Source organism: Aquabacter sp. DMC10, from assembly GCF_056314145.1.
In genome coordinates, this window is the sequence record NZ_JBQUYX010000009.1 from 1 (window position 1) to 15,451 (window position 15,451).

Genomic DNA, 15,451 nt, shown 5'->3' on the forward strand with positions numbered 1-15,451 from the left:
TGGTCAACGTGACCGATCGTGCCGATGTTGCAGTGCGGCTTCGAGCGGTTGAATTTCTCTTTGGCCATGGGACTCTCCGTTGGGTCTCTCTGGCGAGAATGAGCGTTACGGGTGGAGTGAGGATCAGGCGTATTTCGCCTGAACCTCCTGAGCGACGTTCGAGGGAACCTGCTCGTAGTGGTCGAACTGCATCGTGAAGGTGGCGCGGCCCTGGCTGAAGGACCGCAGCGTGTTCACGTAGCCGAACATGTTGGCCAGCGGCACCATCGCATTGATGACGTTCGCATTGCCGCGCATGTCCTGGCCCTGGATCTGACCGCGCCGGGAATTCAGGTCGCCGATGACCGAGCCCGTGTAATCCTCGGGGGTCACCACTTCGACCTTCATGATCGGCTCGAGCAGGATGGCCCCACCCTTCTGCAGCGCCTCGCGGAAGGCGGCGCGAGAGGCGATTTCGAAGGCCAGAGCCGACGAGTCCACCTCGTGATAGGCGCCGTCGATGAGCGTCACCTTCACGTCCACCACCGGGAAGCCGGCGAGCACGCCAGCGCCGAGAACGCTCTCGAGGCCCTTCTGGACGCCCGGGATATATTCCTTCGGCACCGCGCCGCCGACGATGGCGCTCTCAAAGGCGAAGCCCTTGCCGACCTCGTTCGGCTCCACGATGAACTTCACCCGGGCGAACTGGCCGGTACCACCGGTCTGCTTCTTGTGGGTGTAGTCCACCTCGGTCCGCTTGGTCAGCGTCTCGCGGTAGGCCACCTGCGGAGCACCCACATTGGCCTCGACCTTGTAGGTGCGCTTCAGGATGTCGACCTTGATGTCGAGGTGCAGTTCGCCCATCCCCTTGAGGATGGTCTGGCCGCTCTCGTGGTCGGTCGACACGCGGAAGGAGGGATCCTCCGCCGCCAGCTTGGAGAGGGCGATGCCGAGCTTTTCCTGGTCCGCCTTGGACTTGGGCTCGATCGCGATCTCGATGACCGGCTCGGGGAATTCCATCTTCTCGAGGATCACAGGCTTGGCGGTGTCGCACAGCGTGTCGCCGGTGCGCACTTCCTTGAGGCCCGCCAGAGCGACGATGTCGCCGGCATAGGCTTCCTTGATGTCCTCGCGGTTGTTGGCATGCATGAGCAGCATCCGACCCACGCGCTCACGCTTGTCGCGGGTCGAGTTGAGCAGGCCCATGCCAGCTTCCATCACACCCGAATAGATGCGGCAGAAGGTGATGGTGCCGACGAAGGGGTCGTCCATGATCTTGAACGCGAGCACCGAGAGGGGCTCGTTGTCCGAGGGATTACGAACGGTGTCTTCTTCGGTCTTGAAGTCGATCCCCTTGATCGCGCCGCGATCGATGGGGCTCGGCAGATAGTCGACCACCGCGTCAAGAAGCGGCTGCACGCCCTTGTTCTTAAAGGCAGAACCGCAGAACACGGGGTTGAACTTGCGACCGATGACGGCCTTGCGGATGAGCGACTTCAGGGTCGCCTCGTCCGGCTCGACGCCATCGAGGTAGTTGGCGAGGGCATCGTCGTCCATCTCGACGGCGGCCTCGATCAGCTTGCCGCGATACTCGGCAGCCTTGTCGGCGAGATCCGCAGGGATCTCTTCGTCGTGGAACTTCGCGCCCAGGGCCTCGTCTTCCCACACGACCGCCTTCATGCGGACGAGGTCGATGATGCCCTTGAAGTTGTTCTCGGAACCGATGGGCAGCTGGCAGCACACGGGGTTGCCGGCCACGCGGTCGATGATCATCTCGACGCAGCGGTAGAAGTCGGCTCCGATCTTGTCCATCTTATTGACGAACACGATGCGGGGCACGTTGTACTTGTCCGCCTGACGCCACACGGTCTCGGTCTGCGGCTCGACGCCCTGGTTGCCGTCCAGCACGCAAACGGCGCCGTCCAGCACGCGCAGGGAGCGCTCCACCTCGATGGTGAAGTCCACATGCCCGGGAGTGTCGATGATGTTCAGACGCTTGCCGTTCCAGAACGCGGTCGTCGCAGCAGAGGTGATCGTGATGCCACGCTCCTGCTCCTGCGTCATCCAGTCCATGGTGGCGGCACCGTCGTGCACTTCACCGATCTTATGGCTCTTGCCGGTGTAGTAGAGGATCCGCTCGGTCGTCGTGGTCTTGCCGGCATCAATGTGGGCCATGATGCCGAAATTGCGGTAGTCCTCGATCGCGTGGCTGCGCGGCATAGCTCAGTCCTCGGTTCCGATCACCAGCGATAATGCGAGAAGGCACGGTTGGCTTCCGCCATACGGTGCGTATCCTCGCGCTTCTTCACCGCGTTGCCGCGATTGTTGGCCGCGTCGAGAAGCTCGGCGGAGAGACGCTCCACCATGGTCTTCTCATTGCGGGCGCGGGCCGAGGCGATGAGCCAGCGGATCGCGAGGGTCTGGCGACGCTCGGTGCGCACCTCGACCGGGACCTGGTAGGTGGCGCCGCCGACGCGACGCGACCGGACTTCAACGGCCGGAGCGACATTCTCCAGGGCCTGGATGAAGACCTCGACCGGATCGTGCTTGGCCTTGGCCTCGACGGTCTCGAGGGCGCCATACACGATGGACTCGGCCACCGACTTCTTGCCGTCACGCATGACGGAATTCATGAAGCGGCTCAGCACGAGGTTGCCATACTTGGCATCCGGGATGACTTCGCGGCGCTCGGCCTTATGACGACGAGACATGCTCGGCTCTCCTCAGATCACTTCGGCCGCTTGGCGCCGTACTTCGAACGACGCTGCTTGCGGTTCTTCACGCCCTGGGTATCCAGCACGCCGCGGAGAATGTGGTAACGCACGCCGGGAAGGTCCTTCACGCGGCCGCCGCGGATCATCACCACGGAGTGCTCCTGAAGGTTATGCCCCTCGCCGGGGATGTAACCGATCACTTCGTAGCTGTTGGTCAGCCGCACCTTGGCAACCTTACGAAGCGCCGAGTTCGGCTTCTTCGGGGTCGTGGTGTAGACGCGGGTGCAGACACCACGCTTCTGGGGGCTCGACTGAAGAGCAGGAGCCTTGTCCCGCGCCTTCTGCGCTTCCCGCGGCTTCCGGATCAGCTGGTTGATCGTAGGCATACGCCTTCGCCTCGTCCTGATCTGCGGCTTGCGCCGCAATTTTGAGTTCTGCGACCCCTTTTGGGGGATCACCACGATGGGGCGGCCTTGGCCGCCGTGAAACAGTTTTGCACCGGCAGTCACCCGCCGATGGCACCACGCAGAAAGGGCGTCGCAAACCGCTTGCGCAGCTTGCACGCCAATTCGCGACAGAGGATCGCGGAACTCTCGACTCCGAGGAGCCTGGCGCCGCGATCGTGCACCCAAATCTCGTAGTGCTGTTCCTGGCAGCGTTTCTGCGTTGCTGGCCGGGCGTTCCGGTGAACCGGAACAGCTCCTTCAGTGCCAGACGCCGATCGCCTGCCGCGAAAGTGGGCTGCTTCTAACCGCAGAGTCGCGCCCCGTCAAGGGCGGGGACAGGCAGAAGCAAGGTATTTTGGGCTTTCCTGCCCGCTTCGCTCGCGTCTCGCCGGGGGTGAGGACCCGGCAAAGCGGACCGGCCTCCGGCCCATCCTGCGCAAGACGTAATAAAGCGCAAAACTATGACAGGATCTTAAAAGGATCGCCAAGAAAGCGGGCCCGGACACCTTGCCCGGGCCCCTTTTGGATCAGCCGGTGATGGCCTTCACGCCGTCGCGCTCGTCGGTGAGCTCCTGCAGCGTCTTGTCCATCATGGTGCGGGAGAAGTCGTCCACGGGCAGGTCCTTGACCACCTCGTAGGCGCCGTTGGCGCACACGCACGGCATGCCGTAAACGATTCCCTCGGGAATGCCGTAGGAGCCATCCGAGGCCACGCCCATGGAGACCCAGCCCCCATTGGTGCCATGGATCCAGTCATGCATATGGTCGATGGCCGCGTTGGCCGCGGAGGCGGCGGACGACAGGCCACGGGCCTCGATGATGGCGGCGCCGCGCTTGCCGACCTTGGGAATCAGCACATCGCGATACCAGGCCTCGTCATTGACCAGCTCGGGGAGCGGCTTGCCGTTGGCGGTGGCGAAGCGGTAGTCGGCATACATGGTGGGGGAGTGGTTGCCCCACACGACCATCTTCTCGATGTCGGCGGAGGACACGCCCACCTTGGCGGCGAACTGCGACAGCGCGCGATTGTGGTCGAGGCGCAGCATGGCCGTGATGTTCTTGGCCGGCAGGTCGGGCGCGCACTTGGCGGTGATATAGGCGTTGGTGTTGGCGGGGTTGCCGACCACCAGCACCTTCACGTCGCGCTTGGCCACCTCGTTCAGCGCCGCGCCCTGGACCTTGAAGATCTCGGCATTGGCGAGGAGGAGGTCGGCGCGTTCCATGCCCTTGGAGCGGGGACGGGCGCCCACCAGGAAGGCCGCGTCGATGTCGCGGAACGCCACCTTGGGATCGTCGGTGATGACGACGCCGGCGAGGTTCGGGAACGCGCAGTCCTCGAGCTCCATCACCACGCCACCGACCGCCGCCTGAGCCTGAGGCAGATCGAGCAGTTGCAGGATGACCGGCTGGTCCTTGCCGTAGAGGTCGCCATTGGCGATGCGGAACAGCAGCGAATAACAGATCTGACCGGCGGCGCCCGTAACAGCGACGCGAACGGCGGGTTTGGTCATGAGAAATGCCCTTATGCCAAGGGGCCCCACCCGCGGGGGTGGGTCCCGCGGCGCGCAATCTAGTGTGACCTGCGGCAGAAGGGAAGCGCGCGAATCTGCCCCCACGGGCTCGCCTGCGCTGATTTTTTATGCGCCGCGCCGCCGGCACCGAACCCTTGAACGCGAACGCCCGGCGCGGTGTCGCACCGGGCGTCGGTCTGGCTTGGGTGAGACAGGGCGCGCTAGGCGTCAGCCGGGGGAGATCATCTTCTCCGGACGCACCACGGCGTCGAACTCTTCATTGGTCACATAGCCGCCGCCCACGGCCTCCTCGCGCAGCGTGGTGCCGTTCTTGTGCGCGGTCTTGGCGATCTTGGCGGCGTTGTCGTAGCCGATCTTGGGCGCCAGTGCGGTCACCAGCATCAAGGAGCGCTCGAGCGCCGCCTTGATGTTGTCCTCGCGCGGCTCGATGCCCACCACGCAATGCTCGGTGAAGCTGAGCGCCGCGTCCGACATGAGACGCACCGACTGCAGGAAATTGTAGGCCATCACCGGGTTGAACACGTTCAGCTCGAAATGACCCTGGCTGCCGGCGAAGGTGAGCGCGGCATTGTTGCCGAAGATCTGCACGCACACCTGGGTGAGCGCCTCGCACTGGGTGGGATTCACCTTGCCCGGCATGATGGACGAGCCCGGCTCGTTCTCCGGCAGGGACAGCTCGCCGAGGCCGGAGCGCGGGCCCGAGCCAAGGAAGCGGATGTCGTTGGCGATCTTGAACAGCGAGGCCGCCACCGTGTTGATCGCGCCGTGCGAGAACACCATGGCGTCGTGGGCGGCCAGCGCCTCGAACTTGTTGGGCGCGGTGGTGAAGGGCAGGCCGGTGATGGCGGCGATGTGCTCGGCCACCTTCTCGGCAAAGCCCACCGGCGCGTTGAGCCCGGTGCCCACCGCCGTGCCGCCCTGGGCCAGCTGCATCAGCGCCGGCAAGGTCGATTCGATGCGGGCGATGCCGTTCTCCACCTGCTGGGCATAGCCGGAGAATTCCTGGCCGAGCGTGAGCGGGGTGGCGTCTTGGGTATGGGTGCGGCCGATCTTGATGATGGACGTCCACGCCTTGGCCTTGTCCGCCAGCGCGCCGTGCAGGGTGCGCAGGGCCGGCAGCAGTCGGTGGACGATCTCCTCCGCGCACGCCACATGCATGGCGGTGGGATAGGTGTCGTTGGACGACTGGCTCATGTTGACGTGGTCATTGGGATGAACAGGCTTCTTGGAGCCCTTTTCCCCGCCCATCATTTCGATGGCGCGATTCGAGATGACCTCATTGGCATTCATATTGGACTGGGTACCGGACCCGGTCTGCCAGACCACCAGGGGGAAATGATCGTCCAACTTGCCGTCGATCACTTCCTGGGCGGCGGCGACGATGGCGGCGCCCACCTTTGGATCAAGACGGCCAAGGCCCATATTGGTCTCGGCGGCGGCGCGCTTGACGATGCCCAGCGCCCGGACCACCGGCAAGGGCTGACGCTCCCAGCCGATCTTGAAATTGCCGAACGACCGCTGCGCCTGGGCGCCCCAATAACGGTCCGCCGGGACTTCGATGGGGCCGAACGTATCGGTCTCTGTGCGGGTGGCTGTCATCCTGCGTCGCCTTTCCACATGTTGAAGCGGTCGGCGGCCTTCTATCACAGCCGAACCAGGGCTGTGAGCGCCACGAAACCGTAAAATAGTTCCGTGGCGGTAGTGGGTGGTGGAAGCAAGAGGTGCGATTTGCCATAGCTTCGCCCCGGATCAGGCATTTACTGCAACGATCACCGCTGCGACGATGGATGTGGGGATCTAGCGGACGCAGCACCCGTCATTTGGCCCGGTTTCGGGGGAACCGGTCCGCTCGTAGAGGTCCGACGTGGGCGAGATCGTGAATCTCAGGCGCGTGAAGAAGCAGCGGGCTCGGGAGGAGGCGCAGGCCACCGCCACCGAGAACCGGGTGCGCTTCGGCCGCACCAAGGCCGAGCGTCTCGCCCAGGCGGCGGAGCGTCGGCTCATGGAAAAGACTCACGAAGGCCATGCGCTCACTGAGAGGGATGGAAAATGAAAAGCCCCGTGGTGAAGAGATCCATCGTCATCGCCGGTCACAAGACCAGCGTGAGCCTTGAGGATGCGTTCTGGGACGCGCTCAAGGAAATCGCCGCGAGCCGGCGGCTGACGCTTTCCGACCTGGTCGCGACCATCGATTCCTCGCGGACGCAGGGCAATCTGTCCTCGGCCATCCGCCTGTTCGTGCTCGACCATTACCGGGAGAATGCCGCCACGGCCCGCGGCCATGGCCATTCCGAACGTTCGGGGGCCGGCGCTCCCGTTGCGTAAGGTTGCAGCCATCCCTATGTGAGCGAAGCTAGGCAGGCACGCGGCGCGTTGAAACGTGACGCGTGCCTTTCTATAACCCGCTACCCCGAGCGCGTTCGCGGGTCGGCGGCACAGGGTGACACGCGGAGCGGCAGCTGCGGCTGCGCCCCGAGGGAGACAACGGATGTCGTGGAAAAATCAGAGTGGTGGTCCGTGGGGGAGCGGGCCAAGGGGGCCCTGGGGTTCGGGGCCGTCCTCCTCTGGTCCAACGCCGCCAGACATCGAAGACCTGATCCGCCGCAGCCAGGATCGCCTGCGCCACATGGTGCCCGGCTCCATGGGCAGCAAGGGCATCATCCTCTTGGTGGCGCTCCTGATCGGCGGCTGGCTGCTGTCCGGCTTCTATCGGGTCGAGCCCGATGAGCAGGGCGTGGTGCTGCGCTTCGGCCGCTTCGTGCAGGTCACGCAGCCCGGCTTGAACTACCACCTGCCCTACCCCATCGAGACCGTGCTCACCCCCAAGGTGACGCGCGTGAACCGCCTCGACATCGGCATGCGCCTCACCGACGATCCCCGCCGGGGCTCCACCGTGGTGCGCGACGTGCCCGAAGAGAGCTTGATGCTGACCGGCGACGAGAACATCGTCGACGTGGACTTCGCGGTCTTCTGGGTGATCTCGAACGCCGAGAATTTCCTATTCAACGTCCAAAACCCCGAGGGCACCATCAAGGCGGTGGCGGAAAGCGCCATGCGCGAGGTGATCGGCCGCACCGACATCCAGCCCATCCTCACCGGCGCCCGCCAGGGCATCGAGACCGGCGTGCACGACCTCATGCAGAAGACCCTCGACCAGTATGGCGTGGGCGTGCGCGTGACCCAGGTGCAGCTCCAGAAGGTGGACCCGCCGTCCCAGGTCATCGATGCCTTCCGTGACGTTCAGGCCGCCCGCGCCGATGCCGAGCGCGCCCAGAACGAAGCCCAGACCTATGCCAACCGCGTCGTCCCCGAGGCGCGCGGCGAGGCCTCCCGCATCGAGAATGCCGCCCAGGCCTATCGCGAGCGGACCGTGGTCGAGGCGCGCGGTCAGGCGGCCCGCTTCCTCAAGATCTATGATGAATATGTGAAGGCCAAGGACGTGACCCGCCAGCGCATGTATTTCGAGACGCTGGAACGCGTGCTCGGCGGCATGGACAAGGTGATTGTCGATCAGGCCGGCGGCCAGACCGGCGTCGTGCCCTACCTGCCCCTGAACGAACTGTCCCGCCGGCCCGCGGCCCCCGCCGCAGGCGCCCAGCCGCAGGGAGCCGCCCGATGAAAAACTCCGTCTTCGGCGGCGTGCTCGCCATCCTCGCCGCCATCCTCGTGGTCGGCGTGTATTCCTCCGCCTTCACCGTCAACCAGACCCAGCAGGCCCTGGTGCTGCGGCTCGGCAATCCGCTGCCGCCCATCACCACGCCGGGCCTGCACTGGAAGGTGCCGTTCATCGATAGCGTCGTCTATATCGACAACCGCATCCTGGACCTGGAAAACCCCTCCCAGGAAGTGATCGCCTCCGACCAGAAGCGCCTGGTGGTGGATGCGTTCGCGCGCTACCGCATCACCAATGCGCTGAAGTTCTTCCAGGCCGCCGGCACCGTGGAGGCGGCCAATTCGCGCCTCGCCACCGTGCTCAACTCGGCGCTCCGTCGCGTGCTCGGCGAAAGCAACTTCATGACCGTCGTGCGCGACGACCGTGAGGGTCTGATGCACCGCATCAGCGAGCAGGTGAACCGCGAGGCGGCCAATTTCGGCATCACCGTGGTGGATGTGCGCATCCGCCGCGCCGACCTGCCGGAGGCCAACAGCCAGGCGGTGTTCCAGCGCATGCAGACGGAACGCCAGCGGGAAGCGGCCGAGATCCGCGCCCAGGGCAACGAGGCGGCCCAGCGCACCCGCGCCCGGGCCGACCGCGAGGCCACCATCGTGCTCGCCGAGGCCAATTCCAAGGGCGAGCAGGTGCGCGGCGAAGGCGATGCGGAACGCAACCGCATCTTCGCCGACGCCTATGGACGCGATCCCGACTTCTTCGGCTTCTACCGTTCCATGCAGGCCTATGATGCCAGCCTGAAGGCCGGCGATACGCGGATGCTGGTGGCGCCGGAAAGCACCGCCTTCTTCCGCTATCTCACCGACCCGTTCGGCGGAACGCGGCTGCCCACGCCGCCCCAGGCGGCGCCGTCCCCTGCCGCGCCTTCCCTGGCGCCTTCCTTGGCCCCGGCCCAGCCTGCGCCGGCTCTGCCCGCGCCGGCCCGCTGAGGAACCGATGCGGGATCTGCTCGCCGCCGTCGGGCTTGTGCTCGTGATCGAGGGATTGTGCCTTGCCGCTTTCCCCAGCGCATGGCGCAGTGCCATCCAGGCGGTGATGAAGGCACCCGAGACACCGCTGCGCGTCGCCGGCCTGGTGGTCGGCGCCGTCGGTGTCATCGTGGTCTGGCTGGTGCGCGGCGCCTGAAGGTGGCCCAGCCCCGGAGCCGGGATGCGCCGAAGACATGAGGGGAGCGGGCGGCATGGCCGCCCGTTTCTGCTTCCCGCCCCTGCCCGTCCGTGAGAGACGGTCTATATTGGAACTGTTTCGCGCTCTGCGAGGAGAGGTCATGCCCACTGGATTCCGCGCTTTGTCCGCGCTCCTGGCCCCCGCTCTGGTGGTCGGCCTCCTGGCCGGGGCGGTGCCCCATGGCGCCCTCGCCGCCGCCACCAAGGGCCCCGACACCGTCGCCGACACCGCCGAGAAGGTGATGGACGCGGTGGTGAACATTTCCACCTCGCAGAACGTGGCCGCCTCCCGCTCCGTGCCAACGCCCCAATTGCCGCCGGGGTCGCCGCTGGAGGACCTGTTCGACGAATTCTTCAAGAAGCGCGGCCAGGAGGATGGCGACAACGCCCCCCAGAACCGCTCCCGCCGGGTCTCCTCCCTGGGCTCGGGCTTCGTCATCGACCCCGCCGGCCTGATCGCCACCAACAATCACGTGATCGCCGACGCCGACGAGATCTATGTGAACTTCAACGACGGCACCAAGCTCAAGGCTGAGCTGGTGGGCCGCGACCAGAAGACCGACCTGGCCCTGCTGCGGGTGAAGCCCGAGAAGCCGCTGACCGCCGTCAAGTTCGGCGATTCCGACAAGATGCGGGTGGGCGACTGGGTGATGGCCATCGGCAATCCGTTCGGCCTCGGCGGCACGCTGACCGTGGGCGTGGTCTCCGCCCGCAACCGCAACATCAATTCCGGTCCCTACGACAATTTCCTCCAGACCGACGCCGCCATCAATCGCGGCAATTCCGGCGGCCCGCTGTTCAACATGGACGGTGAGGTGATCGGCGTGAACACGGCCATCATCTCCCCCTCCGGCGGCTCCATCGGCATCGGCTTCGCCGTGCCCTCCTCCACTGCCGCCCCGGTGCTGGCCCAGCTTGAGCAGTTCAAGGAAGTGCGGCGCGGCTGGATCGGGGTGCGCATCCAGGCGGTCACCGATGAGATCGCCGAGACACTCGGCCTCGGCAAGGCGCGCGGCGCCCTGGTGGGCGGGGTCAGCGATGACGGCCCGGCCGCCAAGGGCGGCATCAAGGCTGGCGACGTGGTGATCCGCTTCGACGGCAAGGACGTGAAGGAAATGCGCGACCTGCCTCGCCTCGTGGCCGACACGCCGGTGGGCAAGCAGGTGGACGTGGTGGTGATCCGCAAGGGCAAGGAAGAGACCCTGAAGGTCACCATCGCCCGCATGCCCGAGGACGAGAAGCCCGCCGCCGAAGGCAAGGCCCCCGATGCGCCCAAGGCGGACCTGAAGCGGGTGCTGGGCATGGAACTGTCCCCGCTCACCGACGACCTGCGCAAGCGCTTCAAGATCAAGGACAGCGTGAAGGGCGTCGTCATCCTCAACGTGGACCGCACCTCCGCCGCCGCCGAAAAGGGCCTCAAGCCCGGCCAGGTGCTGGTGGAAGTGGGCCAGGAATCGGTGGTCAATCCCGAGGATGTGGCCAAGCGCCTGGACGGCCTGCGCAAGGGCGACAAGAAGTCGGTGCTGCTCCTGGTGGCCAATCCCGATGGCCAGATGCAGTTCGCCGCCGTGCCGCTGAACTGATTGCCAGAGCCCCACAACAAAAAACGCCCGGCTGCGCGTGCAGCCGGGCGTTTTGTTTTGGGATATGCGGCGAGGCCCTCAGCCCCGGCGGATTTCCTCGTGGGTATAGCCCTGCATGTAGAGCAAGGCGGTCAGGTCGCCATGATCGATGCGGGCGTGGGCGGCTTCCGCCACCTTGGGCTTGGCGTGGAAGGCGACGCCGATCCCGGCCTCCCCCAGCATGCCCAGGTCATTGGCGCCATCGCCCACCGCCATGGTCTCGGAGGGGGCAAGGTGCAGGCGGTCGCGCAGTTCGATGAGGGTGGCGGTCTTGGCCTCGCGGCCCAGGATGGGCTCGGCCACCCGACCGGTCAGCTTGCCCTCTTCCACGTCGAGCACATTGGCGCGGTTCTCGTCGAAGCCGATCATCGCCGCGACCGGCCCGGTGAACAGCGTGAAGCCACCGGAGACGAGCGCCGCATAGGCGCCATGGGCCTTCATGGTGGCCACCAACACGGGGCCGCCGGGGGTGAGGCGGATGCGCTCGGCGAGCACGTCCTTCACCACGTCGGTGGCGAGGCCCTTCAGCAGGGCCACGCGCTCGCGCAAAGCGGGTTCGAAGGCGATCTCGCCCCGCATGGCCCGTTCCGTGATGGCAGCCACATGGGCCTTGATGCCCACCACATCGGCCAGCTCGTCGATGCACTCCTGGCCGATCATGGTGGAATCCATGTCGGCGATGAACAGGCGCTTGCGCCGGTCGGCGGCGAGCTGCACCACCACGTCGATGGGCGCGCCGTCGAGCGCCGCGCGCACACTCTCGGCCAGCAGGCGGGGCGAGGCGCCCAGCTCCGGGTCGAAGGGGATGTCGGCGGCCACGTCCGGCTCCAGGACATGGGCCTCTCCGGCTTCCGGCAGAACCGCCCGGGCCGCGATCAGAATGTCGCGCGAGAGCAGCGCGTCGGCGGGATTTGAGATAAGGGTCGCGACATAAACCATGGCAGATCCAGTGAGGCAGCCTTGAAGCCTGTGGCGGTGCTCATCGCAGGTCCAACGGCCAGCGGCAAGTCCGCCGTCGCCCTCGCCTTGGCCGAGCGCACGGGCGGGGTCGTCATTAACGCCGATTCAATGCAGGTCTATGGCGATCTGCGCATCATCACCGCCCGCCCGACGGTGGCCGAAGAGGCCCGCGTGCCCCATCGCCTCTATGGCCATGTGGCGGGGGAGACCGATTATTCCACCGGCCGCTGGCTGGACGATGCCCGCGCCACGCTGGCCGATGCGCAGGCAGAGGGGCGGCTGCCCATCTTCATCGGCGGCACGGGCCTTTATTTCCGGGTGCTCACCCAGGGTCTGGCCGCCGTGCCGGCCATCCCGCCAGAGCTGCGCCAAGCCCTGCGCGCCGAGGCGGACGGGCTTTGCGACGCCGAGCTGCACCAGCGCCTTGCCGCCCGCGACGGGCAGGGCGCGGCGCGCCTTGCCCCCGCCGACCGGCAGAGGGTGCTGCGGGCGCTGGAGGTGGTGGAGGCCACCGGCCGGCCCCTGGCGGCCTGGCAGCAGGAGCAAGGCCCGGCGCCCCTGCCCCCGGAGCGCTGCGTCCGCCTGGTGCTGGAGGTGGAGCGGGAGGCCTTGCGCGCCCGCATCGATGCCCGCTTCGCGGCCATGATGGCCGACGGTGCCCTCGACGAAGTGGCCGCGATCGCCGCCCGTGGCCTGTCTCCCGATCGGCCGATCCTGAAGGCCCATGGCGTGCCCGCCCTCACGCGGCACCTGGCCGGGCAGATGAGCCGGGCGGACGCCGTCGCCGAGGGCCAGGCCGACACCCGCCGCTATGCCAAGCGGCAGGTCACCTGGTTCCGCCACCAGATGGCGGATTGGCCCCGCGCCCGGCCCGAGGCGGCGCTCGATCATCTCCTGGCCGCCGTGTCCGGCACCTGAGGCCGGTCAGCCGAGCGCGTGGGCGAGGATGTCGAAGGTCTCGGGGCCCATCTGCGCCACGTTGAAGCGCATCAGGCCGGCGGCGGTCTGGCTGACGGAAAAGACATTGCCCGGCGCCAGTACCATCCCCTCCGCCAGCGCGCGCTTGGCCACCACGGCGCCGTCGCGCCCCTCCGGCAGGCGGCACCAGAGCAGGAAGCCGCCGCGCGGCTCCACCGCCGGCCGCACGCCAAGCCCCGCGAGCCGCGCCGCCACCTCCCGCCGGCGGCGGGCGAGGCGCGGGCGCAGGGCCGCCAGATGCTTGCGATAGTTGCCATCCGCCAGCACGCGGGAGACGATCTCCACCGCCACCGGGCTCGGCCCGCCGAAGCTGGTGGCCACCTGGAGGTCCACCAGCCTCTCGATCCAGTCCCGCCGCGCCACCACATAGCCTGTGCGCACCGAAGCCGAGAGCGTCTTGGAAAAGCTCCCCACCCGGATCACCCGCGCCAGCCCGTCGAGCGCGGCGAGGCGGGGCGAGGGATCGGGCTCCAGGTCGGTGAAAATGTCGTCCTCCACGATGGTCAGGTCATGGGCCGCCGCCAAGGTCAGGAGGCGATGGGCCACCGGGAAGGCGAGGCTCGCCCCGGTGGGATTGTGGAGGGCGGAATTGGTCAGATAGAGCCGGGGCCGATGGGCCGCGAGCGCCTCGGCAAAGCGGTCCGTATCCGGTCCGCTGGCGGTGTAGGGCACGCCCACCAGCTTCACCCGGTGCGCGCGCAAGAGGGCCTGGAAGTTGAAATAGCAGGGATCGTCCACCAGCACCGTGTCGCCGGGCTGGAGCAGGAAGCGGCACACCAGTTCCAGCGCCTGGGAGCCGGAGGCGGTGAGCAGAACCTGGTCAGCCCCCGCCTCTATCCCCTCGGCCGCGCACTGGCGCACCAGCATTTGGCGCAGCGTGAGCGCCCCCCGGCTGCCGCCATAATCCGTCAGCATCGCGTCCGGCGCCTTGGCGAGGCCTCGGATGGCCCGACGCAGGGCCTCCTGGGGCATCCAGTCGGCCGGAAGCCAGCCGCAACCGGGGCGGAGGGCATCGGAAGGGGCATCCAGCGACTGGCGGGACACCCAGAGCGGGTCCACCGCCCGGTCCACGCGCGGCGCCGCCTCGGAGAGGGCAAAGGGCGCCACCGGCCCGGCCACATAAAAGCCGGAGCCGGGGCGGGCGCGCACCACGCCTTCCGCCACCAGCCGGTCATAGGCTTCCACCACCGTCGAGGGAGAGACCGCCAACTCGCGCGCGAGGGCGCGAATGGAGGGCAGCTTCTCCCCGCTGGCCAGCATGCGGCCCGTCATGCGGCGGCGGATGGCGGCGATGGCCCGCCCCGTCTGGCTCTCCGTGTGACCCTCAGTGCTTTGGCCCTGCGCGCTCAACTGTGTGCCTCATCGCATCCATACAGTTTGATTCAACTGTACCGCTCCGTTGCTGGGGACGCCAACCGCGCGGGCCTATGTCCTTGGCTGCGGGGGCGCGGACAGGATCGGAGACCAGGATGGCGCGCGGAAACGAGGGATGGCTGAGCGGCCTGGCGGGCGTCCTCATCTTCAGCGGCTCGCTGCCGGCAACGCGCGTGGCCGTCCAGGGCTTCTCGCCTCTCTTCCTCACCTCCGCCCGCGCCGTCATCGCCGCGCTCTTGGGCGGGCTGCTGCTGCTTGCCTTCAAGCAGAGACGGCCGGAACGACAGGACCTCATTCCCCTCGCCATTGTCTCGCTCGGGGTGGTGGTGGGCTTCCCGCTCTTGACGGCATTGGCCCTGCAGCACGTCACCTCCGCCCATTCCATCGTCTTTATTGGCCTCCTGCCGCTGGCCACCGCCCTGTGCGCGGTGGCGCGGGCGGGGGAGCGGCCGCGCCCGGCCTTCTGGCTGTTCTCGGTGGCGGGGGCGGCGGCGGTGGCGGGGTTCGCACTGGGCGGCGGCGGGACGCTCTCGCCCAAGGGCGACCTGCTCATGCTGGCGGCAGTGGCGGTGTGCGGCCTCGGCTATGCGGAAGGCGCGCGCCTCTCCCGGCGGCTGGGCGGCTGGCAGGTGATCTCCTGGGCGCTGGTCCTCTCCTTGCCGGTCATGGCCGCTTTGGCCTTCGCCACCCGGCCGGACGGCTTCGGGCAAATCCAGGGTCCGGCCTGGCTCGGCCTTGGCTATGTGGCCCTGTTCTCCATGATGATCGGCTTCGTCTTCTGGTATCGCGGCCTGGCACTGGGCGGCATCGCGCGGGTGGGGCAGTTGCAGCTGCTCCAGCCCTTCTTCGGCCTCGCCTTGGCCGCCCTGGTGCTGGGCGAGCCGGTGGCCTGGACCATGGTGGCCACCGCCGCCCTGGTCATGGGCTGCGTCGCCGGCGCCAAGCGGTTCGCCTGAGGGGGAGTTTTGCCGTCAGCCCCGGTCGGTGACCGGGGCCAAGCGGGCTTCGCT

15 protein-coding genes are annotated in these 15,451 nt (G+C 67.3%); 8 read left to right on the forward strand and 7 right to left on the reverse strand.

Annotated elements, in window-relative coordinates:
* Positions 1-123: 123 nt before the first annotated feature.
* From fusA to fumC, 5 genes are all read right to left on the reverse strand, one after another.
* On the reverse strand, positions 124-2,199 hold the full coding sequence (gene fusA / locus ACT54L_RS21250) for an elongation factor G (protein WP_476087638.1): 2,076 nt from the start codon (positions 2,197-2,199) through the stop codon (positions 124-126).
* Positions 2,200-2,219: 20 nt separating this feature from the next.
* Entirely contained in the window at positions 2,220-2,690 is a 471-nt protein-coding gene (gene rpsG / locus ACT54L_RS21255) for a 30S ribosomal protein S7 (protein WP_209102458.1), read from the reverse strand.
* A gap of 17 nt (positions 2,691-2,707) precedes the next feature.
* Positions 2,708-3,079, reverse strand: coding sequence for a 30S ribosomal protein S12 (rpsL, locus tag ACT54L_RS21260; RefSeq protein WP_012171083.1), 372 nt, complete (start codon positions 3,077-3,079; stop codon positions 2,708-2,710).
* A 587-nt stretch (positions 3,080-3,666) separates the two neighbouring features.
* Complete coding sequence (locus tag ACT54L_RS21265; protein ID WP_209102460.1) at positions 3,667-4,650, reverse strand: malate dehydrogenase; 984 nt, start codon at positions 4,648-4,650, stop codon at positions 3,667-3,669.
* A gap of 228 nt (positions 4,651-4,878) precedes the next feature.
* On the reverse strand, positions 4,879-6,270 hold the full coding sequence (fumC, locus tag ACT54L_RS21270; RefSeq protein ID WP_476087639.1) for a class II fumarate hydratase: 1,392 nt from the start codon (positions 6,268-6,270) through the stop codon (positions 4,879-4,881).
* Between the two features lie 265 nt (positions 6,271-6,535).
* On the opposite strand from fumC, the gene ACT54L_RS21275 reads away from it, so the two are divergent.
* The 6 genes from ACT54L_RS21275 (at position 6,536) to ACT54L_RS21300 (ending at position 11,090) form a co-directional block, all read left to right on the forward strand.
* Positions 6,536-6,724, forward strand: a complete 189-nt coding sequence (locus ACT54L_RS21275) for a DUF4169 family protein (RefSeq protein ID WP_476087641.1) — start codon at positions 6,536-6,538, stop codon at positions 6,722-6,724.
* Positions 6,721-6,996, forward strand: coding sequence for a ribbon-helix-helix domain-containing protein (locus ACT54L_RS21280; RefSeq protein WP_476087642.1), 276 nt, complete (start codon positions 6,721-6,723; stop codon positions 6,994-6,996). The genes ACT54L_RS21275 and ACT54L_RS21280 overlap by 4 nt, the downstream gene beginning before the upstream one ends.
* A gap of 163 nt (positions 6,997-7,159) precedes the next feature.
* Positions 7,160-8,290 carry an FtsH protease activity modulator HflK gene (hflK, locus tag ACT54L_RS21285; protein ID WP_476087643.1) on the forward strand — a complete coding sequence of 377 codons (1,131 nt, stop codon included), beginning with the start codon at positions 7,160-7,162 and terminating at the stop codon, positions 8,288-8,290.
* The gene (gene hflC / locus ACT54L_RS21290; RefSeq protein ID WP_476087644.1) at positions 8,287-9,270 is read left to right on the forward strand and encodes a protease modulator HflC; all 984 of its coding nucleotides are present in this window, start codon (positions 8,287-8,289) and stop codon (positions 9,268-9,270) included. The genes hflK and hflC overlap by 4 nt, the downstream gene beginning before the upstream one ends.
* 7 nt (positions 9,271-9,277) lie before the next feature.
* Positions 9,278-9,466, forward strand: a complete 189-nt coding sequence (locus ACT54L_RS21295; RefSeq protein ID WP_476087645.1) for a DUF2065 domain-containing protein — start codon at positions 9,278-9,280, stop codon at positions 9,464-9,466.
* 142 nt (positions 9,467-9,608) lie between these two features.
* Positions 9,609-11,090, forward strand: a complete 1,482-nt coding sequence (locus ACT54L_RS21300; protein ID WP_476087646.1) for a DegQ family serine endoprotease — start codon at positions 9,609-9,611, stop codon at positions 11,088-11,090.
* Between the two features lie 78 nt (positions 11,091-11,168).
* Here the strand turns inward: ACT54L_RS21300 and serB are convergent, their stop codons facing one another.
* Positions 11,169-12,068, reverse strand: a complete 900-nt coding sequence (gene serB, locus ACT54L_RS21305) for a phosphoserine phosphatase SerB (RefSeq protein ID WP_476087647.1) — start codon at positions 12,066-12,068, stop codon at positions 11,169-11,171.
* A gap of 21 nt (positions 12,069-12,089) precedes the next feature.
* Here serB and miaA point away from each other — a divergent pair, with 21 nt between their 5' ends.
* The gene (gene miaA / locus ACT54L_RS21310; protein WP_476087648.1) at positions 12,090-13,007 is read left to right on the forward strand and encodes a tRNA (adenosine(37)-N6)-dimethylallyltransferase MiaA; all 918 of its coding nucleotides are present in this window, start codon (positions 12,090-12,092) and stop codon (positions 13,005-13,007) included.
* Positions 13,008-13,013: 6 nt separating this feature from the next.
* Here the strand turns inward: miaA and ACT54L_RS21315 are convergent, their stop codons facing one another.
* Positions 13,014-14,417 carry an aminotransferase-like domain-containing protein gene (locus ACT54L_RS21315; RefSeq protein WP_476087649.1) on the reverse strand — a complete coding sequence of 468 codons (1,404 nt, stop codon included), beginning with the start codon at positions 14,415-14,417 and terminating at the stop codon, positions 13,014-13,016.
* A gap of 119 nt (positions 14,418-14,536) precedes the next feature.
* Between ACT54L_RS21315 and ACT54L_RS21320 the strand changes: the two genes are divergently transcribed.
* Positions 14,537-15,397, forward strand: coding sequence for a DMT family transporter (locus tag ACT54L_RS21320; protein WP_476087650.1), 861 nt, complete (start codon positions 14,537-14,539; stop codon positions 15,395-15,397).
* Positions 15,398-15,451 lie beyond the last annotated feature (54 nt).

Excerpts from the sequence above, each read along its gene's own strand:
- fusA (WP_476087638.1), bottom strand. The coding sequence starts at position 2,199 with ATGCCGCGCAGCCACGCGATCGAGGACTACCGCAATTTCGGCATCATG.
- rpsG (WP_209102458.1), bottom strand. The coding sequence starts at position 2,690 with ATGTCTCGTCGTCATAAGGCCGAGCGCCGCGAAGTCATCCCGGATGCC.
- rpsL (WP_012171083.1), bottom strand. The coding sequence starts at position 3,079 with ATGCCTACGATCAACCAGCTGATCCGGAAGCCGCGGGAAGCGCAGAAG.
- ACT54L_RS21265 (WP_209102460.1), bottom strand. The coding sequence starts at position 4,650 with ATGACCAAACCCGCCGTTCGCGTCGCTGTTACGGGCGCCGCCGGTCAG.
- fumC (WP_476087639.1), bottom strand. The coding sequence starts at position 6,270 with ATGACAGCCACCCGCACAGAGACCGATACGTTCGGCCCCATCGAAGTC.
- ACT54L_RS21280 (WP_476087642.1), top strand. The coding sequence starts at position 6,721 with ATGAAAAGCCCCGTGGTGAAGAGATCCATCGTCATCGCCGGTCACAAG.
- hflK (WP_476087643.1), top strand. The coding sequence starts at position 7,160 with ATGTCGTGGAAAAATCAGAGTGGTGGTCCGTGGGGGAGCGGGCCAAGG.
- hflC (WP_476087644.1), top strand. The coding sequence starts at position 8,287 with ATGAAAAACTCCGTCTTCGGCGGCGTGCTCGCCATCCTCGCCGCCATC.
- ACT54L_RS21295 (WP_476087645.1), top strand. The coding sequence starts at position 9,278 with ATGCGGGATCTGCTCGCCGCCGTCGGGCTTGTGCTCGTGATCGAGGGA.
- ACT54L_RS21300 (WP_476087646.1), top strand. The coding sequence starts at position 9,609 with ATGCCCACTGGATTCCGCGCTTTGTCCGCGCTCCTGGCCCCCGCTCTG.
- serB (WP_476087647.1), bottom strand. The coding sequence starts at position 12,068 with ATGGTTTATGTCGCGACCCTTATCTCAAATCCCGCCGACGCGCTGCTC.
- ACT54L_RS21320 (WP_476087650.1), top strand. The coding sequence starts at position 14,537 with ATGGCGCGCGGAAACGAGGGATGGCTGAGCGGCCTGGCGGGCGTCCTC.